The organism is Pseudomonas sp. HN2-3, assembly GCF_020691745.1.
Classification (GTDB): domain Bacteria; phylum Pseudomonadota; class Gammaproteobacteria; order Pseudomonadales; family Pseudomonadaceae; genus Aquipseudomonas; species Aquipseudomonas capeferrum.
The window spans coordinates 2,968,553-2,990,528 of the sequence record NZ_CP085704.1 but is presented as its reverse complement, the minus strand read 5'-3'; the positions used below and the strand labels follow the sequence as shown (position 1 = coordinate 2,990,528).

Here is a 21,976-nt window from a genome sequence, read left to right as displayed (position 1 = left end):
GAGCGTGACTCACCCGCCACAAATCCAATAAGAAGGCTCAGACGTCCATGATCATCACTGCTGTAAACGTCCAGGTTTTTTCCTACCCCACGCGCCGCGCTGTCGACAGTGCCGGCCATGCCCACCCCGGTGACGTGACCCAGGCCAAGATGGCGTTGCTGCGCATCACCACCGAATGCGGCAACGAAGGCTATGCACTGGGTGCCCCTGAACTGATCCGCCCGTACGTGCTCGATGGTTTCGTGCGCAAAGTGCTGGTAGGCGCCAATGCCTTTGATCGCGAGAAGATCTGGCACGACCTTGCGCACTGGCAACGCGGCAGCGCCAGCCAGTTGACCGATCGCGCCCTGGCACTGGTCGAGCAGGCCTTGTGGGATTGGGCCGGGCGCAAGCTGAACGTGCCGGTGCACAAGCTGATTGGCGGCTACCGCGACAAGGTGCCTGCGTATGGCTCGACCATGTGTGGCGACGAGCTCGAAGGCGGCTTGTCCACCCCTGAGGAATACGGGCGTTTTGCCGAAACCCTGGTCAAGCGTGGCTACAAGGCCATCAAGCTGCACACCTGGATGCCGCCGGTATCCTTCGCGCCCAGCGTGAGCATGGACATCAAGGCCTGCGCCGCCGTGCGCGAAGCGGTCGGCCCCGACATCGCACTGATGATCGACGGCTACCACTGGTACAGCCGTACCGACGCCCTGACCATCGGCCGCGCCCTGGAAAAGCTCAACTTCGCCTGGTTCGAAGAACCAATGATGGAAGACTCTGCCGAATCCTATGCCTGGCTCGCCGGCCAGCTGGACATCCCGGTGCTGGGCCCGGAAAGCCTGGGTGGCAAGCACCTGAGCCGGGCCAGTTGGGTCAAGCATGACGTGTGCGACATCCTGCGCGCCGGGGTTGCCGGGGTCGGCGGTATTGCACCGTGCCTGAAAGTGGCGCACATGGCCGAAGCGTTCGGCATGGATTGCGAAATCCACGGCAACGGCGCAGCCAACCTGGCCGTGGTCGGGGCCATCAAGAACTGCACCTGGTACGAGCGCGGCCTGTTGCACCCGTTCCTCGACTATGACGAGGTGCCGGCCTACCTCAAACGCCTGGTCGACCCGATGGACAAGGACGGTTTCGTCCACCTGTCGGACCTGCCTGGCCTGGGTGAAGAAATCGACTTCGACTACGTCGAGACCCATACATTGCAGCGCTTCTGACCCGTGTATGGCGGCGCGCGACAGTGCGCGCCGCCCGAGAGTCCAATAACTATAAAAAGGCAATCTCACATGAGCGTACTTCCCACATTCTGGGCAGGGGTCCTTGCCGCATCGCTGGCAATGACCTCGGCACCCACTGCTTTGGCCAAGACACCCGCCGACCAGTTGATCGTCGGCATGAGCATGATCAACCTGTTGTCCCTGGACCCAGCCGGTGCCACCGGGCTGGACGTCTCCGAGGTCAACGCCAACCTGTACGACATGCTGCTGGTGCAGGATGCGCAGCAACCGGACCAACTGGTGCCGGCGCTGGCGCAAAGCTGGCAGGTCAGCGATGACCGCAAGACCCTCACGTTCAAGCTGCGCGAGGGCGTCACGTTCCAGTCCGGCAATGCCTTCAGTGCCGAGGACGTCGTCTGGTCGCTGCAACGCATCCTCAAGCTCAACCTGGCCTTGGCCTCGACCTGGAAGGCTTACGGTTTCACGGCAGGCAATGTCGCCCAGTACATGCGTGCCAGTGATGCGCACACCTTCGTCCTTGAGCTGCCGCGGCCGACCGACCCGCTGCTGGTGCTCAACACCCTGGCGACATCGCCTAGTGCCTTCATTCTCGACCGCAAGGTGGTCCAACAGCACCAGAAGGGCGATGACCTCGGCGCCGCCTGGCTGACCACGCATGCTGCCGGCAGCGGGCCGTTCATCCTCAATGACTGGCGCGCCAACGATGTGATCCTGATGAGCCGTTTCGACGGTTACTGGGGCGGCCCGGCCAAGCTCAAGCGCATCGTCATGCGCAACATGACCGAATCGCAGTCGCTGCGGCTGATGGTGGAGCGCGGTGACCTGGACCTGGCCAAAGGCATGTCCGCCCCAGACATCGAAGCGCTGGAGAAGTCCGACAAGGTGCGCACCGAGACCGTGCAGCGCGGCACCCTCTACTACGTGGCGCTGAGCGTGAAGCAAAAGCCCTACGACGACGCCCGCGTGCGCAAGGCGGTACGCTCGCTGATTGACTACCAGGGCATCAACCAGACCGTCATGCCGCATTACGGCCAGCTCAATCAACGGCCACTGCCGCTGGGCCTGCCGGCACGCCTGGACGACCCAGGCTACCGCCTGAACGTGGCCGAGGCGAAACAACTGCTGGCCGAAGCCGGTTACCCCAACGGCTTCAAGACCACCATCCGCGTGCTCACCGAGCCGCCCTTCATCAACATTGCCTCCAGCCTGCAGGCCACCCTGGCCCAGGCGGGTATACAGGCCACCATCGTCACCGGTACCGGCAACCAGATCTACGGCGCCATGCGCGAACGCAGCTTCGACATCCTGGTCGGCCGTGGTGGTGGCGGTGCCGAGCGCCACCCGCATTCGAGCTTGCGCACCCTGGTGTACAACCCGGACAACCGTGACGAAGCCAAGCTGAGCAACTTCCAGGGCTGGCGCACCTCGTTCTACAGCCCCGAGCTGAACAGCCTGATCGAGCAGGCCGAAGTCGAACCCGACAAGGCCCGGCAGCTGGCCCAGTACCAGCAGATCCAGAACACGCTCGACACCCAGGTTGGCGCGATCCTGCCGGTTTCACAGATGACCGACACCGTGGTGCTGTACCACGACGTGCAGAACTATCAGGCCCACAGCGCGGCCACCACCCGTTACAAAGACGTCTACAAGTCGCGATGAGCGGGACGGGGGCGTGCGCGCCCCTGACGCCTCGGTGTTTGCTGAACGCTTTTTCAGGAGCCTGTTATGTTGCTTTCGACTGCCTCTGTGCTGGGCACCCGCGTGTCTGCCACTGCCCGACGGGCCAGCACGGTGCTGGTGACCTTGCTTGGCCTGTTGGCGCTGACGTTCTTCATTGGTCGGGTGATGCCGCTGGACCCGGTGCTGGCCGTGGTCGGTCCGGATGCCGACAGCTCCACCTATGAGCAGGTCTACCAGGCCATGGGCCTGGACAAACCGATCTGGACCCAGTTCGGGCTGTATCTCAACGATTTGCTGCACGGCGATTTCGGCAATGCGCTGCTCACCGGCCACCCGGTGCTGGACGACATCAAGCGGGTGTTCCCGGCGACCATCGAGCTGGCCACGCTGGCGATCCTGTTCGGCATCCTCATCGGCCTGCCACTGGGCGTGGTCGCCGCCAGCAACCAGGGCCGGCTGGGCGACCATGTGGCGCGGGTCATCACCTTGTTCGGCTACTCCACGCCGATTTTCTGGGTGGGCATGATGGGCCTGCTGGTGTTCTACGCCTGGCTTGGCTGGGCCGGCGGGGCAGGGCGCATCGACCTTGCGTATGACGGCATGGTCCCCGACGTGACCGGCCTGCTGCTGATCGACACTGCCTTGGCGCGTGACTGGGAAGCCTTCAGCAGTGCGCTGCGCCACATCATCTTGCCGGGGCTTATCCTCGGGCTGAACTCGGTGGCCTATATCAGCCGCATGACGCGCAGCTTCATGCTCGAGCAGCTCTCCCAGGAATACATCATCACAGCGCGGGTCAAGGGCCTGTCGCGGCGCCAGGTGGTCTGGGGCCATGCGTTTCGCAACATCCTCGTGCAGTTGCTGACCGTCGTCGCGCTGGCCTACGGCTCGCTGCTCGAAGGCGCGGTACTGATCGAGACCGTGTTCGCCTGGCCCGGTTTCGGCCAATACCTCACCAGCAGCCTGATGCTCGGTGACATGAACGCGGTGATGGGCTGCGTGCTGGTGATCGGCCTGATCTTCGTCGCCCTCAACCTGATCAGCGATGCCCTGTACAAGGTGTTCGACCCAAGGACCCGCTGAGCCCCAGCGGGCCGCGTGAACACATTGCATAACTATAAAAAGAAGGACGCCCACATGAAGACTGTACTCCCCCCGCTGCACATGAGCCTGCTGGGTGCGATCCTGGCGCTGGGGCCAATGGCTGCCGTGCAGGCCAAGACCCCCGCCGACCAGTTGATCGTCGGCATGAGCATGGTCAACCTGTTTTCCATCGACCCGGCCAACGCGCCGGGCCTGGATGCCTCCGGAGTCAATGCCAACCTGTACGACACGCTGGTCAAGCGCGACCAGGGCAACCCGGAAAAACACCTGCCACAGCTGGCCGAACGCTGGGCCATCAGCGAAGACGGCAAGCAGATCACCTTCCACCTGCGCACTGACGTTACGTTCCATTCCGGCAACCCGCTTACCGCCGAGGACGTGGCCTGGTCGCTGTACCGCGTGATGAAGCTCAACTACGGCCTGGCCACTACCTGGAAGGCCTACGGCTACACCGTCGACAACATTCAGGCACTGATTCGCGCCAGCGATGCACACACCTTGGTCATCGACCTGCCACAGCCGACCGACCCGCTGCTGCTGATCGACTCGCTGGCAACTTCGCCCAGTGCGGTCATCGTCGACCGCCTGCAGGCCTTGAAACATGAAAAGAATGGCGACCTCGGCGCCGCCTGGCTGGTCACCAACGAGGCCGGCAGCGGCCCGTTCACCTTGGCCAAGTGGAGCGCCAACGATGCGCTGGTGATGAACCGTTTCGACGGCTACTGGGCAGGCCCGGCAAAGATGAAGCGGGTGCTGGTGCGGCACATGACCGAATCACAGTCGCTGCGCCTGATGCTTGAACGCGGCGACCTGGACCTGGCCTATGGCATGGCCGCGCCCGACATCAAGGCCGTCGAGCGCACCGGCACGCTGCAGGTTCAGCCCTTGCAACGGGGCACCCTGTACTACGTGGCGATGAGCATGAAGCAGCCTGAGTTTGCCAACCCGAAAGTGCGCGAGGCCGTGCGCTACCTGATCGACTACAAAGGCATCGACGAGCAGGTCATGCCGCACTATGGCCTGCTCAACCAGCAGCCGATGCAACTGGGCCTGGACGCACGCCTGCCAGACCCTGGCTACCGGCTGGACGTGGCCAAGGCCAAGGCGTTGCTGAGCGAAGCTGGCTACCCGCAAGGCTTCAGCACCACCCTGCGGACGTTGTCCGAACCGCCTTTCATCGACATTGCCGCACGCATGCAATCGACCCTGGCCGAGGGCGGCATCAAGGCCAGCATCGTCACCGGTACCGGCAACCAGGTGTACGGCGCAATGCGCGCACGCAACTTCGAGATGATCGTCGCCCGCGGCGCCGAGCGCTACCCGCACCCTTACTTCAGCCTGCGTACCTTCGCTTACAACCCCGACAACAGTGACGCGGCCGGCCTGCCCAATTTCCAGGGCTGGCGTGCATCGTTCTTCGATCAACCGCTCAATGCGCTGATCGAGCAGGCCGGGGTCGAGCGAGACCCTGGCAAGCGCCTGAACCTGTACCACCAGGCGCAGAAGCGTTACGACGAACAGGTCGGCCCGATCATGATGATTTCGCAGATGACCGACACCGCAGTCAGCGCGGTGGACGTCAAGGGCTTCACCGGCGATGACGCCGAGGCGACCCGTTACCTGGGCGTCTACAAGCAACGCTGAACACTGCCGAGGGCGCCTGCGGGTGCCCCAGGTGGCCATGAGTTCACATCGAGAGCATGCCGATGATTGCCAACCTGTCTTCTACCGTTTCAAGCGACAAGGCGCAGGCCGACCGCGCACCCGCGTCGAGCGTCGACGCGCTGTACAAGAGCAGCCTGCGGGTGCTGCGCCACCTGCTGCGCAACCCGATGACCCTGGCGGGCCTGCTGGTGGCCTTGCTGCTGGTCGTGGTGGCCGCCTTCGCACCCTGGATCGCCACCCATGACCCGGTGGTGCAAAACCTCGCCAATGCCTTGCAGGCACCCGGTGCAGCGCACTGGTTCGGCACCGACGAATACGGCCGTGATATCTTCAGCCGGCTGGTGTATGGCTCACGCATCACCCTGTACATCATTACCCTGGTAACCGTCATCGTCGGCCCGATCGGGTTGTTCATCGGCACCGTGTCGGGTTATTTCGGCGGCGTCGTCGACACCGTTTTCATGCGCATCACCGATATCTTCATCTCCTTCCCCAGCCTGGTCCTGGCGCTGGCGTTCATCGCGGCGCTGGGCCCCGGCCTGGAACATGCCGTGGTCGCCATCGCGCTGACCTCGTGGCCACCGATCGCACGCCTGGCGCGCGCCGAAACGCTGTCGTTGCGCAAGGCCGACTTTGTCGTCGCGGTCGAGCTGCAGGGCGCCTCGCCGACCCGGATCATCCTGCGCCACATCGTGCCGATGTGCCTGTCGTCGGTGATCATCCGCCTGACCATGAACATGGCCGGCATCATTCTGACCGCCGCTGCGCTGGGCTTTCTTGGCCTGGGTGCGCAGGCGCCGCTGCCGGAGTGGGGCGCGATGATCTCCACCGGCCGGCGCTACATGCTCGAATGCTGGTGGCTGGTAGCCGTGCCGGGGGCCGCGATCATGCTGGTGAGCCTGGCGTTCAACCTGTTGGGCGATGGCCTGCGGGACATTCTCGACCCGCGTAGCGAGTAACTGGAGGCTTTATGTCGACGCTCAAACTCACTGTCGATTCGCTCAACGTGCGCTTCGTCAATGGCAAGAAAGAAACCCATGCGGTGCGCGACGTGTCGTTCACCCTGGGCCGGGAAAAACTGGCCATCGTCGGCGAGTCCGGCTCGGGCAAGTCCACGGTCGGGCGTAGCCTGCTCAAGCTGCACCCCGGTAGCACGCAGATCACCGCCAAGGCCCTGCAGTTCGGTGATGTCGACCTGCTCAGCGCCAGCGAGAAGGCCATGCAGAAGATTCGCGGCCAGCGCATCTCGATGATCATGCAAGACCCCAAGTACTCGCTCAACCCGGTGGTAAAGGTCGGCGAGCAGATCGCCGAGGCGTACCTCGCGCACCACAAGGCCAGCCGCAGCGAAGCGCGCGAGCGGGTCTTGCTGATGCTTGAAAAAGTCCATATCCGTGACCCTGGGCGGGTCTACAACCTGTACCCGCATGAAGTCAGCGGCGGCATGGGCCAGCGCATCATGATTGCCATGATGGTGATCACCAACCCGGAAGTGATCATCGCCGACGAGCCGACCTCGGCACTCGATGTGTCGGTACGCCAGCAAGTGCTCAACGTGCTCGAAGAGCTGGTGGTCGAGCAGCAGATGGGCCTGATCTTCGTCAGCCACGACCTCAACCTGGTCCGCAACTACTGCGACCGGGTGCTGGTGATGTACGCCGGGCGGGTGGTGGAGTCGCTGGCCGCCTGCGACCTGCAGTACGCCGAACACCCGTACACCCGTGGCCTGCTGGCAGCCTTGCCGAGTATGGACAACCGCCGGCCGCGCTTGCCGGTCTTGCAACGCGACCCGCTGTGGCTCACCTGCTGAGGTAACTGACATGACCATGATCCAAGCACAATCGCTGAACCTGAGCTTCGGTGTGGGCGCTGCCTGCAACCAGGTGCTGCACGACGTCGACCTGACGGTAGAAGACGGCGAGTCGTTCGGCCTGGTCGGCGAGTCGGGCTCGGGCAAGACCACGGTGTTGCGCTGCCTGGCCGGCCAGTACCGGCATTGGAGCGGGGCGCTGAGCATTGCCGGGGCGCCCCTGCAACACAAGCTCAGCAAGGAACATTTTCGCAAGGTGCAGATGGTCTTCCAGGACCCTTACGGCTCGCTGCACCCGCGGCACACCATCGACACCGCGTTGCGCGAGCCGCTGACCATCCACGGCATGGGCGAACGCGACGACCGCATCAACGACATTTTGCTCAAGGTCGGGCTTAACGACAGCTTCCGCTACCGCTACCCGCACCAGTTGTCGGGCGGGCAACGCCAGCGCGTGGCCATCGCCCGGGCGCTGATCCTCGAACCGCGCGTGCTGCTGCTGGATGAACCGACGTCGGCGCTGGATGTGTCGGTGCAGGCCGAGATTCTCAACCTGCTGGCGGACCTGCGTCAGCGCGAGAAGCTGACCTACCTGATGGTCACCCACGACCTGGGTGTGGTCAGCCACCTGTGCGACAAGGTGGCGGTGATGCAGCAGGGGCGGATTGTCGAGCGCCTGGACAGCCAGGCCTTGAGCCAGGACCTGGCCTGCCACGACTACACCCGCATGCTGGTGCAAGCCAGCCGCGATTTCAGTGCCGAGTCGCCGCGCGTGGCATCCGCCTGATCAGCCACCTCACCGCAATGGCAACTACAAGGAAGATAAAAATGCCGTACGCAAGACCACTTCTGACCACGTTGGCCATCAGCTGCAGCCTGCCGCTGTGGGCGATGGAGCCCCCCACCAAGCTGCAGGTGCCGACGCTGGCCTATGACGACCAGCAGATCATCCTGGTCTGGGAAAAACCGGCCGACCACGCCGACATCACCGACTACCACGTCTACGCCAACGGCAAGCTGCTCGGGGGCAGCAACGCCAACAACGGCCAGGTATCGCCCGCCAAACCCTACATCGACCGCTTCTACCAGCAGGACACGCGCAATTTCCATCACCGCATCGCCATCCACAGTTACACCGCGCAGGGCCTGGCGCCCGACACCGAATACCGCTTCACCGTGCGTTCGGTGGGCCGCGACGGCAAAGAGTCGGCTGATAGCCCCGTCATCACCCAACGCACCACCGCCGTGCCGGCGTTGTTCGATGTCAAACAGTACGGCGCCAAGGGAGACGGCCGCGCCCTCGACACAGTCGCGATCCAGCGTGCCATCGATGCCTGCACAGCAGGCTGCAAAGTGCTGCTGCCCGCCGGCACCTACAAGAGCGGCTCGCTGTACCTCAAAAGCAACATGACCCTGGAAATCGCCGAGGGCGCGACGCTGCTGGGCTCCGAGCGCGCCGAGGACTATCCACGCCAAGGCTACATCCAGTACCCGTACTCCACCACCGTGCGCCCGGCCTCGCTGATCAACGCCTTGCCGCGTGACCCACGCAAGCACCAGGCATTCGAGAACATCCGCATTGTCGGCAAGGGCGTGATCGACGGCAACGGCTGGAAGCGCCATGCCGACGTGCTCGACGAGCGTGGCCAGGCGCTGCCGTTCTACCTGCCCAGCGACAATACCCGTTACCTGCAGGACGGCCTGCTGGCCAAAGCCCAGGTCGAACGTGCAGTAGCCGAGGGCATGAACGTCAAGGACGCCTATGGCCAGATGCGCTCTTCGCTGGTCACTTTGCGCAATGTCACCAACGTCTTCTACGGTGGCTTCACCGTGCTTAACCCGGCCTACCACGGCATCATGAACCTGGAGACCGAAAACGTGGTGCTGGCCAACACCACGCACAAGACCTACGACGCCAACAACGGCGATGGCATCGAGTTCGCCAACAGCCGTGGCGCCATGGTGTTCAACAACTTCTTCGATACCGGTGATGACTGCGTCAACTTCGCTGCCGGCACGGGCGCCGATGCGGTCAGGCAAAAGCCCCAGGAAGATGCCTGGATCTTCAACAACTACTTCCGCAAGGGCCACGGCATGGTCGTCGCCGGCAGCCACACCGGGGCGTGGATCCAGAACATCCTGGCCGAGGACAACGTCTCCGACGGCACCGATACCGGCTTGCGCATGAAGAGCACCAACTTCATGGGGGGTGGGGCGCGTAACGTGGTATTCCGCGATTCGGCGATGCGCAACACGGTCAAGCAGGCGTTTATCTTTACCCTTGATTACAACGACCCCAATGCCAAGCTGGACTACCAGAAGTCGACGATAGCGGGGCAGTTCCGCGATGTGCAGGTCAGCGATGTCACCGTCGAGAACGCCCAACTGGCGGCAATCGAGGTCAAGGGCGACAGCCTGCATGGGGCTTATCACCAAGGCCTGGCCTTCGAGCGCGTGCGCTTCAGCGGGCCCGCCAAGGTGAAGATCGACGGCCTGCAAGGCTCACGGTTCGAGGCGGTTCACTTCAGCGAAGCCGGCACCGGCAACCCCTGGCAGGTCGGTAGCAGCGAAGGGCTGGTGTTCAAGGATGTACGGCCAGCCCCTGAGCCCGCTCACTCGCTGTAGACCGCCTGAAGCTTCTGCGCCTCACGCAGGCGCATGCGGCTGTTGCTCAAGTGCAGGAACATCGCCGCACGGGCGGCATCGACCTGCCTGCTGACGATGGCGTCGAAGATCTGCTGATGTTCGGCGTTGATGCCTGCCAGGTAGGTGCTGCGATTGCTTTGCCCGGTGTAGGCCGAGTTCATCCGGGTGCGGGGGATCAGCTTGGTACCCAGGTGCTTCATGATGTCGATCAGGTAGGGGTTGCCAGCGGCCTTGGCGATTTTCAGGTGGAACTGGAAGTCGGCATTGGTGGTGCTACCGGACTTTTCCGGACCTTGCAGCAGCGCCTTCAGCGCCTGCTCCAGTTCGTCGATGGCCTGGGGCGTGGCCCGTTCGGCTGCCATGCCGGCGGCTTGCACTTCCAGGCTCAGGCGAAACTCCAGCAGGTCGAGCACGTCGGACAACAGCATGATGGTCGCCGGCCCGACGTTGAAGCCTTCCGGTGCTGGCATATCGAGGACGAAGGTACCGACGCCGTGCTGGGTCTCGACCAGGCCGGCCGCCTGCATCCGCGACAAGGCGTCACGCACCACCGACCGGCTGACGCTTTCGGCGGCCATGATCTGGGTTTCGGTGGGGAGTTTGTCGCCGCGCTTGAGGGTGCCCTCGCGCATGCGTTGGGCAAAGCGCTCGACCAGCGATTCGGCGAGGCGGCGCGGTTTGATTTGGGCGGTGGCGTTGAAGTCCGACATCGTCGTGCTCTTGGCTGATCAGCGGGCATTATAGTGCGTTTTGCGGCAAAACTGCGGTTACAATCCTCCATCGTCTGGTTTGAATGGATCCTCCCATGGAGCGTGTTAACCCTGATCGACGCGTCAGCCTGGCCCAGCAACTGGTGCTGGAGTTGTCGCGCAGCATATTGGCCGGCGAACTGCCGGCCGGTACCAAGCTGCCGACCGAGCAAGCCTTCACCGAAGCGCGCAAGGTCAGCCGTACCGTGGTTCGCGAGGCGATGTCGCGGCTGCAGGCCGAGGGCCTGGTAGAAACCCGGCGTGGCATCGGTACGTTCGTGATGGACACCATCCGGCCGGGCGACCTTCAAGCTCATCCACATGAAAAGGGCAGCGCCCTGGATGCGGTGGCACTGCTCGAACTGCGCCTGAGCCTCGAAGTGGAGTGCGCTGCCCTGGCTGCGCAACGCGCTACACCCGGCCAGTTGCTGGCCATTCGCGCGGCGCTGGACGATGCCAATGCCGTGGGGCCGCTGCACAAGGACAGCACCCGTATCGTCTTCGAGTTTCACCTGCAGATTGCCCTGTGCACCGGCAACAGCTTTTTCATCGATGCCATGCAGCACCTGGCCGATACCCTGATGAGCGGCGCACAACGCACGCTCAGCGACGGGCAACGCGCCCAGCACGTGCGTGAGCGCGAGCAGCTGTACGTTGCGCTCGAGCATCACGACGCCGATGCCGCTCGGGCCGCCATGCGGCTGCATCTGACCAATGCCCTGCATCGCGCGCGCAGCGCCGTTCAGGCGCCGGGGTAAAGAATGCCGTTCAGACGCCGGCGTGAAAAACTCTGAATCTTCCCGGGGGTAGCGCAGTCGACCGGTTGTAGCCAACTGACGGAGAACGCACATGTCTCGCCCCGATGAACCCAAGCCTTACACGCCAGCGGAAATCGACGACACCGAAGACCGCATGGGCAGTGTCCACGAGCTGGACTTCGATGACCATAACGACGAACGCGAAGGGCGGGTGGGTGACGAGCGACCTGCCCGTGAAGTCGACCAGGAATTTGCGCCCAAACGTGTCGCCGAAGCCGGCATGACGGGCGGCGAGGCGCTGAGCGACAGCCTCCATGAAGACAATGTCACCTATGACGACATGAGCCCGGACACCTTGCTGGACGAGACCGGTGCCCGTGACCCGTATGAAGCCGGTGACGGCGAGGGCCCGGCTGACCAGTCCTTGCGGCGGGTCGGTGCGGGCGAAATTGGCGGCGGGTTCGGCCTGGACGAGGCTGAGCTGGCGCGTTCGGCGCCGCTGGACGGTGAACCCTGGACCGATGACGTAGTAGACGAGGAGGACAAACCCCATGAATGAGCAACGCTGTGCCTGTGCCCACTGTTCTTGCACGGTGGATGTCAATGCCGTGCAACAAGAGGGCAAGGCGTATTGCTGTGAAGCCTGTGCGTCGGGGCATCGCAATGGCGAGCCGTGCCGCATGAGCGGTTGTGATTGCGCTGAGGCGTCGCGGCCAGTCGAGGACGACGACAGCGCGGTGTGAATTGGACCGCCTTTTGGGGTTGCGAGCAGCCCCAAAAGGCGCCATTACGGGTCAATGCGTTTGCCAGATCCCGTCGCTGCGCTCGCAATCTGCCCGCGCCTGGCCAAGGCTGGGTGTGTCGTAATAGTAGGTAATCACCCGCGCATCCTTGGACAACGCCGGCCGTGTCGAAGGTTGCCCACCCCCGGCTTTGGGGTTGGCCAAGGCTTCCTGGGTCAAGGGCGCGATGCAACTGCCTACGCTGCCATCCGCGCACCGCGCGACTTTCTGCTTCTGCGTACTGAGCATGTCCTTGCTCTCGTTGCTGCACGACCAGTTGATCGCTTCGGCAGGCAGGTTGCTGTAGCTGTAGCAGGTGTGCTGCTCAACCGGCTTGACGGCTTCGCTGGAGGAACGGGTGAGCACATTGCAGGCCTCTGCCAGCACATGGGTGCTGGCAAAGCTTGTGAGCATCATCATCAACAGAGCGACTCGCATACGCTACCTCCCGGGCCAAGGCCCTTGAACCGCGCTAGGCTGGGTTATCGCGCTGGCGCATGGCCTTGGCGCGCTTTTCCAGAATCAGATACGTAACGACTGCCAGCACCAGGGGGATCAGGTAGTACAGCGTTCGATACCCCAATAGCGCGGCTACCAGCGTGCCTTGAGGGATCTGGCCGTGCAACAAGGCCAGGAACACCGTTTCAAGCACGCCAAGGCCTGCCGGGATGTGCGCGACCACACCTGCCACGCAACTGATGAGCAGGATCCCGAGAATCGACGGGTAAAAGGCCTTTTCAGGGAGCAGCCAGAAGATCAGCAGCGCCATCAACGCCCAGTTGCTGGCGCCAAGGGCTACCTGGCACAGCGCCAGGCGCAAGGCCGGCAGGGTGACTTCATGTTCGCGCCACTGCCAGGTACGTTTTTTTGCAAAGCCGCAGGCCAGCAGGTAGGCAAGGGCGATGGCCAGCAAGCCGAACCCGATCAGTTGCAAGCCTGTAGCGCCCACCGCCCAGCTTTCGGGCAGTTTCACCAAGCGCAGGGCGAATACCGTACCGGCCAGCAGCATGTAGCCCATCCAGTTGGTCAACAGGCCTAAGGTCAGGATGCGGGTGATCGTCGCGGTGTCCAGGCCAAGCCGGCCATACAGCCGATAACGCAAGGCGACGCCGCCCACCCATGTGGTGAAGTTGAGGTTGAAGGCGTAGCACACGAACGCCACCGGCAACACCTGCCTGGCGGGCAGCGTATGCCCTGTGTAGGCACGTGCGAGCAGGTCGTAACTGGCAAACGTCAGGTAGCTGCATAAGGCGATGACCAAGCCGATGGCCAGGGTCCCGGGTTTGTAGGCCAGCAGTGACTGACGCACCTCGTTCCAGTCAAGGTTGCGCGCCAGCATGTACAGCAAGGCGGGTATCAGCAACAGGAACAGCAAGGTGAACAGGCGCTTGGCCCAGGTTTGCCACCGTGTGCGCGCCATCAGGTCTGCCCCTCGTGAAAATCGCCGTGGGCTTCGACTTCCGGTTGCACCGAGCGCAAGCGCTGACGGTGCGCCGGGAACCAGCCGGCTATCCGCGGGAAGTGGCGTATGGCGTGGAAGCACAGGAAGATCAGCGGTGCCCGCCACCAGTAGCCGCGGATCATCCGTTCCAGGGTGACCGATTTGCATTGTTCGCTGGCCAGCGCCTGCAGATGCTGGTGCAACTGCTGGTTGAACCCACGATCGCGGATGAACAGGTTGGCCTCCAGGTTGAACGACAGGCTCAACGGGTCCAGGTTGCTTGAACCTACAGTGGCCCACTGGTCGTCGACCAAGGCGACCTTGCCGTGCAACGGTCGGCTGCAGTACTCGTGAATACGCACCCCGTCGCGCAATAGGTAGTTGTACAGCAGCCGCGACAAGGCCCGCACCCAGCGCATGTCGGGCTGACCCTGCAGAATCAAGGTCACGGCCACCCCGCGCCGCGCTGCATTACGCAGTTCGCGCAGCAACCGGTAGCCCGGAAAGAAATAGGCATTGGCCACCACGATACGCTGCCGGGCAGCACGAAAGGCTTGCAGGTACTGCGCTTCGATGGCGGTGCTGCGCTGGCCATTGTCGCGCTCGACCAGCACGGCCGTGATCGCCCCGGTAGGCTCGGTGACCGGGCGCACCTCGCTGGGGGGCTGCAGCACCGGCGACATCAGGCGCCGACTGGTGGCGTGCACCTGGGCCACCACGGGGCCGGTGACCTCGACTGCGTAGTCCTGCTTGGCCATGGGCCCGTAGTCGCCCAGGTGGTCGGCACTGTAGTTGATGCCGCCGATGAACGCGCGCTGCCCATCGATCACCACGATCTTGCGGTGCAGGCGGCGAAACAGGTTGGTGCGCATGCCCGCGAGCCTGGGCTGGGGGTCGAAGGCATGAAAGTTGACGCCGGCGTCGGTCATCGCCGAGATGAAGGCGTCGGGCAGGTCGGCAGTGCCGTAGCCATCGACCGCCACCTCGACGCGCACACCACGGCCAGCGGCCGCTATCAGCACCTGCTGCAACTGCTGGCCGACCTTGTCATCGAAAATGATGAACGTCTCCAGCAGAATTTCTTCCCGCGCCTGGGCCATCGCCTCGAATACGCGGGGGTAGTACTGTTCGCCGTTGATCAGCAACTGCACGCTGTTGCCCTCTAGCCAAGGTCGGTTCATAGGCTTATCTCCGCAGCAAGGGGGACATGGTCAGAAAGGTGCGACCACGGGTACTTCGCCAACACCTGCGCCTTGCCCGGCATGGCATTGCGCAGGTAGATACGGTCGAGCCGCAGCAGCGGCAACCGCGCCGGAAAGCTGCGCGCCGGGGTCCCGAAATGCTCGCCAAAGGCTTCGACCAGGTGTTCGGACAACACCGCATCGGCCTTCAGGCGCCAGTCATTGAAGTCGCCGGCAATGATCACCGGCGCCTTGGGCGGCAAGCTGTCGAGCAGCTCCAGCAACAAGCGCACCTGGCGCTGGCGGTGGGCCTCGCGCAGGCCCAGGTGCACGCACACCGCGTGTACCTGCTGATGGCCTGGCACGTCCAGGCAACAGTGCAGCAGGCCCCGCTGTTCATTGCCCTGAATGGAGACATCGAGGTTGGTGAACTGGCGGATCGGGAATTTCGACAGCAGGGCGTTGCCGTGGTCGCCATGGGGGTACACGGCGTTGCGCCCATAGGCGAACTGCGGCCACATGCTGTCGGCCAAAAACTCGTACTGCGGGATTTCCGGCCACGCCGCATGGCGTATGGCATGTTGCTGATGGCTGCCGTGCACCTCCTGAAGAAACACCAGGTCGGCACCGGTGGCGCGTACGGCCTCACGCAGCTCCGGCAGGATGAAACGCCGGTTGAATACAGTGAAGCCCTTGTGCACGTTGATGGTCAGCACGTTCAGCCGATGCACCGTGGTGACGTTGTCGATGATGCAGCGGGGGGCTGGCAGGGTTCGGTTCAAAGCTCGACCTCCGGTGCGACGCCAGGCTCGGTGACCAGGTCGTAATCGAGTTTCAGCTTTTCCAGCAGGCGTCGCGCGTCGTAGGGCGCATGCACCTTCTGGTCGTTGTCGAAGTAGCAATAAATGTCGCGGGAGGCACGCTGGGGTGGCGCGCCGGGCACAATCAACTGCGCGTCTTCCACCTGGCCGCCCTGGCTCCAACGCACGATGCGTTGCTTCCAGCGGCGCAAGGCGTGCGCGGTGTAGCCGCTGCTGTACAGTTCCACGTCGCCGTGCAGGCGCAAATAGACAAAGTCGGCGGTGATATCTTCGACATATGGCCATTTGCCTGCACTGTCAGCCACTACCAGCGCAATACGGTGTTTGCGCAGCAGCTTGACGAAGGCTTCACACAGAAAGCTCTCGTTGCGGATTTCCACGGCGTGGCGCAGACGTGCGTTGCCATCGATGTCGGTACTGCCATTGCCCTTGAGGCGCTCGGCACACCCTTTGGCACATTCGCGCGCGGCGTCCCGGTTGCGCGGGAGCAGTTCGAAAAACCGGGCGAAGCGTGCTTCGTCGAACGTCATGTTGGGCGGAAACTGCCACAGGATGGGGCCCAGTTTGTCACCCAGCAACAACGGCCCGGAGGCAAAGAAATTGGCCACCGGCTCTTCGATATCCTTGAGCCTGCGTACATGGGTGATATAGCGCGGCCCCTTGACCGAGAACACGAAACCGTCCGGCGTCTCCTCACGCCAGCCCAGATACCGTTCGGGGGTTTGCAGGCTGTAGAACGAGCCATTGATCTCGATGCTGTTGACTGCCCGCGAGGCAAACGCCAGTTCGCTGTCCTGGCGCAGCCCCTTGGGGTAGAAATCCCTGCGCCAAGGGCCGTAGCGCCACCCTGAAATTCCGATGCGGATCTCGCTCACGCTGCCTTCCTCATTGCCAGCTCTTTGAGAGGTCACTCTGAAATTGCGACTGGCACGGGCCTGTGAGGTTCAGCACGGTTGACCAACGGGAGCGCGAGCAGAGTTGAACTTTGCCGCCGATGGCGTCTCCACCGCATACCAATGAGGGCCTGCCCATTCAATGGATGACCCGCCACCCTGGAGGCAAGCATGGCCAGACATATCATCCATTTCACCGGCCCGATCAACTCATCCACCTGCGGCAACCTGATCAGCACCTGCTCGCGGGCCATGCAACAAGGCGCCGAATTGCTGCAACTGAACATCGCCACCATGGGCGGTGAGTGCAGTTATGGGTTCACCTTGTACAACTTCCTGCGCGCGTTGCCGATTCCGCTGCACACCCACAACCTGGGCACGGTGGAGTCGATGGGCAATATCCTGTTTCTGGCAGGCGAGCACCGCACCGCCTGTGCGTTCAGCAAGTTCCTGTTTCACCCCTTTCACTGGACGCTGCATGGCTCGGTCGACCATGCCAGGATGGCTGAATACGCCATGAGCCTGGACTACGACCTGCGCCTTTACGCGCAGATCGTCGCCGAACGGACCCAGGGCAGTGCCGAAGTGCTGGATGTGCCCCGTTACCTGATGGCGTATCCGCGGATACTGGGGCCCGAGGAGGCGCTGGAGAACGGGTTGATTCACGCCATTGACGAGATGCCGATCGAATCGCAAAGCACCCAGTGGAGTGTGCATGCCTGAGGCTGCGGCGCAAACACTTGGCCTGCGGCCGTTTCATGCCACCCGTCAGCCCCGTGCAAAACGATTGAGCATTGGCGCTGATCACTGGCTCGGAACTAAGGCATTGCGCAGACAACCCTTCCATCGCAAGGAGAAACGACATGGCGCTTGAACAAGAGCGGACCAGCCAGCGCGGCGGCACCAAGGAGAACAACCCGGGCAATTTCGCCAATGACCGGGAAAAGGCGTCCCGCGCGGGGCACAAGGGCGGGAAAGTGTCCGGCGGCAACTTCGCCAACGACCGTGAACGGGCGTCGCAAGCCGGACGCAAGGGTGGGCAGAACAGCCATGGTGGCGGGCGACACTCGTGACCCAGGGCCTAGTGAGCGGGTTCGGCGCCACGTTAAACCCGCTTCAACGCCATCCGGGGCCACTGGTACCGAAGGTCGGCAAAAATTTTGAATTTTCTCGCACTGCCCCGATCAATCAGTGAGTCATCCATGGAGAAGAGGAGGCCCCTGCGATGCCTGGTCCACAGCTTTACATCATCGATTATCAACTGCATGGTCAGCCGCGCAGTTTTATCATTCGTCTTGAACGGTTGGACAACGCCGAAGCCTGGCATTGGGCAAGTTGTGATGCGGGCATCGGCATCATTCCCAAGTTCGGGCGGGAGAAAATCAAGAAAGTGAGCAGGCCGATGGCAGAACGCTACGGGATTACGGCGGTGAGCTGGCGTATTTCCGGGAGTAAACCCAATCAGCCAGTGGGTGACCCTGCAGTAGTGGGCTGATCGGTGGTGCGGCGATGGGCTGCACTGCAGCCCATCGATTCGGCAATCAGGCGCCCGATTCAGGGTCGCTGGCAGGCACCCCGGGGCGGTTTTCGTCATCATCGGTCAGGTTCGGATCGGCATCCGGGTCGTCCACCTGGTCCTGGCGCCTGTCAGGTTCCAGCTCTGGCCAGTCATCTTCGACGCTGCCACCCCCCATGTGCAGTCTGTCTTTCATCTCGCAACCCTCCGCTTGGTTGAAGCCTGCTTCGATAAAAAAGGGCCCGCGATCAGGCGGGCCCAATACAGGAGTGAGAGGCGAAGCCATTGACCACCCCTCATGAACTCAGAGCGACCAGCGCCGAGGGAGGTCAGTCCGATAGCTGCGCGCCCTGACCAACGGTAAAGCGCGGCTACCCTAGGCCCGCGTTCAATCAGGCTTCTTCAGCACCAAGGTGAGAATGTCGTAACTCGCCACCAGCTCGCCCAATTGGTTGGTCACCTCGACGTCCCACGCCACCACACCTTGCGGCTGTCCCAGCGGGCTGGTCTTGCCTTGGTCGATCTTGCGTTTGCAGGTCAGGCGCGCCTGAATCGTGTCGCCGATCCCCACCGGGTTGATGAAACGCAAGGTGTCCAGGCCATAGTTGGCCAGCACCGGCCCAGCGCCGGGGGAAACGAACAGGCCCGCCGCCGCCGACAGCACGAAGTAACCATGGGCAATACGCTTGCCAAACTGCGACTCCTTGGCGGCGATCTCATCGAAGTGCATGTAGAAGTGGTCACCCGACAAGCAGCCGAAGTTGACCAGGTCCGCTTCGGTCACGGTACGCCGGTGGGTGAGCAGCGACTCACCGATACGCAGGTCCTGGAAGTAGCGGCGGAACGGATGCACTTCGCTTTCGATTACCTCGGCACCGCGCACATACTCGCCCGTCACGGCGCTGAGCATGCTCGGCGAGCCTTGCACTGCGGCGCGCTGCAGGTAGTGCTTGACCGCACGCAGGCCACCGAGCTCTTCGCCACCACCGGCGCGCCCAGGGCCGCCGTGCTTGAGCTGGGGCAGCGGCGAGCCATGGCCGGTGGACTCCAGCGCGGCTTCGCGGTCCAGCACCAGCAGGCGACCATGCCAGGCGGCGGCGAGTGGGATGGCCTTGGCGGCAACGGCTCGGTCGGCGGTGACCAGGGTCGCCACCAGGCTGCCCTTGCCGCGGGCAGCCAAGGCCAAGGCTTCGTCAAGGTCGTCGTAGGCCATCAGCGTGCTGACCGGGCCGAACGCTTCGATATCGTGGGCACCGCCTTCGGCATGCGGGTCGCGCGCCTGAAGCAGGGTCGGCGCAAAGAACGCCCCTTCGGCAACGCCCTCGCCACGCGGCGCGAACCCGTCGCTGGCGCCAAACAACTGGTCGCAGCTCTGCAGCAGGCTGCGGACCCGCTCGCCAACGTCACGTTGCTGATCATGGGATGCCAAGGCACCCATGCGCACGCCCTCCAGCGAAGGGTCGCCGACCACCACCTTGCTCAAGCGCTCGCGCAGGCGGGTGGCGACGGCATCGATGTGCTTGGCCGGTACGATGGCGCGGCGGATGGCGGTGCATTTCTGCCCGGCCTTGGTGGTCATTTCACGCACCACCTCCTTGATGTACAGGTCGAACTCTTCGCTGTCCGGGGTAACGTCCGGGCCGAGGATCGCGCAGTTCAGCGAGTCCGCCTCGGCGGTGAAGGGCACCGAGTTGCGGATCAGGTTCGGCGTGACACGCAATTTGGCTGCGGTATCGGCGGAACCGGTGAAGGTCACCACGTCCTGGCCCTGAAGGCGGTCGAGCAGGTCGCCGGTGCTGCCGATCACCAGTTGCAGGCTGCCAGCCGGCAGTAGGCCCGACGCGTGCATCAGGCGCACCACGGCTTCGGTCAGGTAACTGGTGGATGTGGCGGGTTTGACAATGCACGGCATACCGGCCAGGAAGGTGGGCGCGAACTTCTCCAGCATGCCCCAGATGGGGAAGTTGAACGCATTGATATGCACGGCGACGCCAGCACGCGGCACCAGGATATGGCTGCCGGCGAAATGGCCTTGCTTGCCCAATGGTATCGCCGGGCCTTCGTGCACCAGGTTGCCCGAGGGCAGTTCGCGGCTGCCGATGCCGGCGTAGGCGAACAGCGTGGCATTGCCGCCTTCGATGTCGATCCAGCTGTCGGCGCGGGTGGCGCCACTGTGGTGTGACAGGGCGTAGAGCTGCTCTTTGTGCTCGGCCAGGTACAGCGCCAGGGCCTTGAGGCGGGCTGCGCGCTGCTGGAAGTCCATGGCCATCAGTGCGGCCAGGCCACGGGCGCGGGCAAAGTCCACGGCTTCGGCGAAGTCTGGGCGTTCTTCATGGCTGTAGGCCAGGACATGGCCGTTCAAGGCACTGCGCAGGGCCTGGGCGCCGTGCTGGCCGATCCAGCGGCCAGCGATGAAGCTCTGCAGGGTTGGGGCGTCAGACATGCTGTTCTCCTTTTGAGGGCGCTGTTACCACAGCGCCAGGGTGTAGCCGATGATCAGGCGGTTCTCGTCCACAGCATTGGTCAGGCCATTGCCGGAGCGGAAGGTGACGTTGCGCCAGCGCAGGCTGACGTCCTTGAACGGGCCGCTCTGGATGACGTAGGTGAGGTCGGTGTCGCGCTCGCGCTCACGGCCGTTGCTGACGGTTGCGGTCTCGGCGTGGCGGCCGTCGGTGTAGCGGGTCATGAAACTCAGGCCAGGGATGCCCATGGCGACGAAATCGTAGTCATAGCGCACCTGCCACGAATCGAGCCCGGCGCGGGTGAAGGTGTTGTAGGTCACCAGGTTGACGGTGAACGGGTCGCCGCCGTTGACGAAGGGGAAGGCGCTGTCGCCGGACATCTGCTGCCAGGTGGCAGTGAACTTGTGCGCCCTGACGCCGAGGGTGAACATGGCGTTGAAGTTGCGGTTGTCGATGTTGCCGGCGCGTTCGGCGCCATCATTGCGGCTGTCGAAGTACCGCAGGTCGCTGCGCAGGCTCAGGCCTTCGCCCAGCGGGCGGGTGTCGACCAGGCCGACGAACTGCTGGCGGTAGATGTCTTCGAGCTTGGCGTAGTAGTAGCTGACGCTGGTCTGCGGGGTAATGGCGTAGCTGCCACCGCCGAAGTCCAGGTGGTCGCTGCTGGCGGCGCCGTAGCCGATGTCGTCGCGGCCAGACGAGTCGCGCAGGTTGGCCTTGGTCAGGCGCCCGGCGTTGACGGTCAGGCCATTGAGTTCCTGGCTGGTCAGCAGCCCGCCCTGGAAGGTCGAAGCCAGCAGGCGGGTGTCGTTGTACACCACCACCGGCAGGATCGGCTGCAAGGTGCCCAGGCGCAGGGTGCTCTTGGACACGCGCACTTTACCGGTCAGGCCCAACTCACTGTAATCATCGACAGGCTCGTGGCTGTTCGGGCCAAACGGCAGCAGGCCGGTGTTGCGGCGGTCACGGCTGCTGTCGAGCTTGACGCCCAACTGGCCCATGGCATCCACGCCGACGCCTACCGGGCCTTCGGTGAAGCCCGATTCCAGGCGGGCAGTAAAGCCTTGGCCCCATTCCTCGGCCTTGGCCTGCGGCGCATTGCTCTGGCGGAAGTCGCGGTTGATGTAGTGGTTGCGCAGTTCCAGGCGCGCATGGCTGTCGCCGACGAAGTCCGCCATGGCCGGCAAGGGCAGGGCGAGCGTGGCAAGCCAGGTGAGGCAAGAGAAGCGAGTGCGGTTCATTGTTGTT

22 protein-coding genes and 1 pseudogene are annotated in these 21,976 nt (G+C 63.5%); 14 read left to right on the top strand and 9 right to left on the bottom strand.

Annotated elements, in window-relative coordinates:
• Nucleotides 1-47 precede the first annotated feature (47 nt).
• The 8 genes from LJX93_RS13520 (at nucleotide 48) to LJX93_RS13485 (ending at nucleotide 10,107) form a co-directional block, all read left to right on the top strand.
• A complete protein-coding gene (locus LJX93_RS13520; protein WP_033697930.1) occupies nucleotides 48-1,202 on the top strand; it encodes a mandelate racemase family protein in 1,155 nt (384 codons plus the stop codon).
• 120 nt (nucleotides 1,203-1,322) lie between these two features.
• Nucleotides 1,323-2,882 (top strand): ABC transporter substrate-binding protein, encoded by a 1,560-nt coding sequence (locus LJX93_RS13515; protein WP_227697305.1) that lies wholly within the window; start codon nucleotides 1,323-1,325, stop codon nucleotides 2,880-2,882.
• Between the two features lie 66 nt (nucleotides 2,883-2,948).
• Nucleotides 2,949-3,986 (top strand): ABC transporter permease, encoded by a 1,038-nt coding sequence (locus LJX93_RS13510; protein WP_033697928.1) that lies wholly within the window; start codon nucleotides 2,949-2,951, stop codon nucleotides 3,984-3,986.
• A gap of 54 nt (nucleotides 3,987-4,040) precedes the next feature.
• Nucleotides 4,041-5,651 (top strand): ABC transporter substrate-binding protein, encoded by a 1,611-nt coding sequence (locus tag LJX93_RS13505; RefSeq protein ID WP_033697927.1) that lies wholly within the window; start codon nucleotides 4,041-4,043, stop codon nucleotides 5,649-5,651.
• A 62-nt stretch (nucleotides 5,652-5,713) separates the two neighbouring features.
• Entirely contained in the window at nucleotides 5,714-6,631 is a 918-nt protein-coding gene (locus LJX93_RS13500) for an ABC transporter permease (RefSeq protein ID WP_033700042.1), read from the top strand.
• 11 nt (nucleotides 6,632-6,642) lie between these two features.
• Complete coding sequence (locus tag LJX93_RS13495; protein ID WP_033697926.1) at nucleotides 6,643-7,482, top strand: ABC transporter ATP-binding protein; 840 nt, start codon at nucleotides 6,643-6,645, stop codon at nucleotides 7,480-7,482.
• Nucleotides 7,483-7,492: 10 nt separating this feature from the next.
• On the top strand, nucleotides 7,493-8,269 hold the full coding sequence (locus tag LJX93_RS13490; protein WP_033697925.1) for an ABC transporter ATP-binding protein: 777 nt from the start codon (nucleotides 7,493-7,495) through the stop codon (nucleotides 8,267-8,269).
• A 41-nt stretch (nucleotides 8,270-8,310) separates the two neighbouring features.
• Nucleotides 8,311-10,107 (top strand): glycosyl hydrolase family 28 protein, encoded by a 1,797-nt coding sequence (locus LJX93_RS13485; protein WP_227697286.1) that lies wholly within the window; start codon nucleotides 8,311-8,313, stop codon nucleotides 10,105-10,107.
• Here LJX93_RS13485 and LJX93_RS13480 read toward each other — a convergent pair.
• Nucleotides 10,095-10,838, bottom strand: coding sequence for a FadR/GntR family transcriptional regulator (locus LJX93_RS13480; protein WP_047583192.1), 744 nt, complete (start codon nucleotides 10,836-10,838; stop codon nucleotides 10,095-10,097). The two genes, LJX93_RS13485 and LJX93_RS13480, sit on opposite strands and share 13 nt — an antisense overlap.
• Before the next feature lie 95 nt (nucleotides 10,839-10,933).
• Between LJX93_RS13480 and LJX93_RS13475 the strand changes: the two genes are divergently transcribed.
• The 3 genes from LJX93_RS13475 to LJX93_RS13465 all read left to right on the top strand — a co-directional run bounded on the left by LJX93_RS13475 (nucleotide 10,934) and on the right by LJX93_RS13465 (nucleotide 12,378).
• Entirely contained in the window at nucleotides 10,934-11,635 is a 702-nt protein-coding gene (locus LJX93_RS13475; protein ID WP_156310167.1) for a FadR/GntR family transcriptional regulator, read from the top strand.
• Between the two features lie 91 nt (nucleotides 11,636-11,726).
• Nucleotides 11,727-12,194, top strand: coding sequence for a hypothetical protein (locus LJX93_RS13470; protein WP_033697921.1), 468 nt, complete (start codon nucleotides 11,727-11,729; stop codon nucleotides 12,192-12,194).
• On the top strand, nucleotides 12,187-12,378 hold the full coding sequence (locus LJX93_RS13465) for a metallothionein (RefSeq protein ID WP_084213343.1): 192 nt from the start codon (nucleotides 12,187-12,189) through the stop codon (nucleotides 12,376-12,378). The genes LJX93_RS13470 and LJX93_RS13465 overlap by 8 nt, the downstream gene beginning before the upstream one ends.
• 51 nt (nucleotides 12,379-12,429) lie before the next feature.
• Here LJX93_RS13465 and LJX93_RS13460 read toward each other — a convergent pair whose 3' ends face one another.
• The 5 genes from LJX93_RS13460 to LJX93_RS13440 are packed head-to-tail and all read right to left on the bottom strand — an operon-like array spanning nucleotide 12,430 to nucleotide 16,735.
• On the bottom strand, nucleotides 12,430-12,855 hold the full coding sequence (locus LJX93_RS13460) for a hypothetical protein (RefSeq protein WP_033697920.1): 426 nt from the start codon (nucleotides 12,853-12,855) through the stop codon (nucleotides 12,430-12,432).
• Between the two features lie 34 nt (nucleotides 12,856-12,889).
• Nucleotides 12,890-13,837, bottom strand: coding sequence for a lysylphosphatidylglycerol synthase domain-containing protein (locus LJX93_RS13455; protein WP_047583190.1), 948 nt, complete (start codon nucleotides 13,835-13,837; stop codon nucleotides 12,890-12,892).
• A complete protein-coding gene (gene clsB, locus LJX93_RS13450; protein WP_033697918.1) occupies nucleotides 13,837-15,039 on the bottom strand; it encodes a cardiolipin synthase ClsB in 1,203 nt (400 codons plus the stop codon). The genes LJX93_RS13455 and clsB overlap by 1 nt, the downstream gene beginning before the upstream one ends.
• Complete coding sequence (locus tag LJX93_RS13445; RefSeq protein ID WP_033697917.1) at nucleotides 15,036-15,821, bottom strand: endonuclease/exonuclease/phosphatase family protein; 786 nt, start codon at nucleotides 15,819-15,821, stop codon at nucleotides 15,036-15,038. The genes clsB and LJX93_RS13445 overlap by 4 nt, the downstream gene beginning before the upstream one ends.
• A complete protein-coding gene (locus LJX93_RS13440) occupies nucleotides 15,818-16,735 on the bottom strand; it encodes a DUF72 domain-containing protein (protein ID WP_162525064.1) in 918 nt (305 codons plus the stop codon). Before LJX93_RS13440 ends, LJX93_RS13445 begins: the two co-directional genes overlap by 4 nt.
• Before the next feature lie 189 nt (nucleotides 16,736-16,924).
• Here LJX93_RS13440 and LJX93_RS13435 point away from each other — a divergent pair, with 189 nt between their 5' ends.
• From LJX93_RS13435 to LJX93_RS13425, 3 genes and pseudogenes are all read left to right on the top strand, one after another.
• Complete coding sequence (locus LJX93_RS13435; RefSeq protein ID WP_033697915.1) at nucleotides 16,925-17,476, top strand: ATP-dependent Clp protease proteolytic subunit; 552 nt, start codon at nucleotides 16,925-16,927, stop codon at nucleotides 17,474-17,476.
• 194 nt (nucleotides 17,477-17,670) lie between these two features.
• Nucleotides 17,671-17,826, top strand: a pseudogene (locus LJX93_RS13430) (general stress protein); the annotation flags it as partial.
• 152 nt (nucleotides 17,827-17,978) lie between these two features.
• Nucleotides 17,979-18,248, top strand: coding sequence for a DUF6555 family protein (locus tag LJX93_RS13425; protein WP_077068408.1), 270 nt, complete (start codon nucleotides 17,979-17,981; stop codon nucleotides 18,246-18,248).
• A gap of 46 nt (nucleotides 18,249-18,294) precedes the next feature.
• Here LJX93_RS13425 and LJX93_RS13420 read toward each other — a convergent pair whose 3' ends face one another.
• From LJX93_RS13420 to LJX93_RS13410, 3 genes are all read right to left on the bottom strand, one after another.
• Nucleotides 18,295-18,465, bottom strand: a complete 171-nt coding sequence (locus LJX93_RS13420) for a hypothetical protein (protein WP_156056759.1) — start codon at nucleotides 18,463-18,465, stop codon at nucleotides 18,295-18,297.
• A gap of 192 nt (nucleotides 18,466-18,657) precedes the next feature.
• Nucleotides 18,658-20,712 (bottom strand): phenylacetic acid degradation bifunctional protein PaaZ, encoded by a 2,055-nt coding sequence (gene paaZ, locus LJX93_RS13415; protein WP_033697911.1) that lies wholly within the window; start codon nucleotides 20,710-20,712, stop codon nucleotides 18,658-18,660.
• Nucleotides 20,713-20,736: 24 nt separating this feature from the next.
• The gene (locus LJX93_RS13410) at nucleotides 20,737-21,969 is read right to left on the bottom strand and encodes an OprD family porin (protein ID WP_033697910.1); all 1,233 of its coding nucleotides are present in this window, start codon (nucleotides 21,967-21,969) and stop codon (nucleotides 20,737-20,739) included.
• Nucleotides 21,970-21,976: the final 7 nt, after the last annotated feature.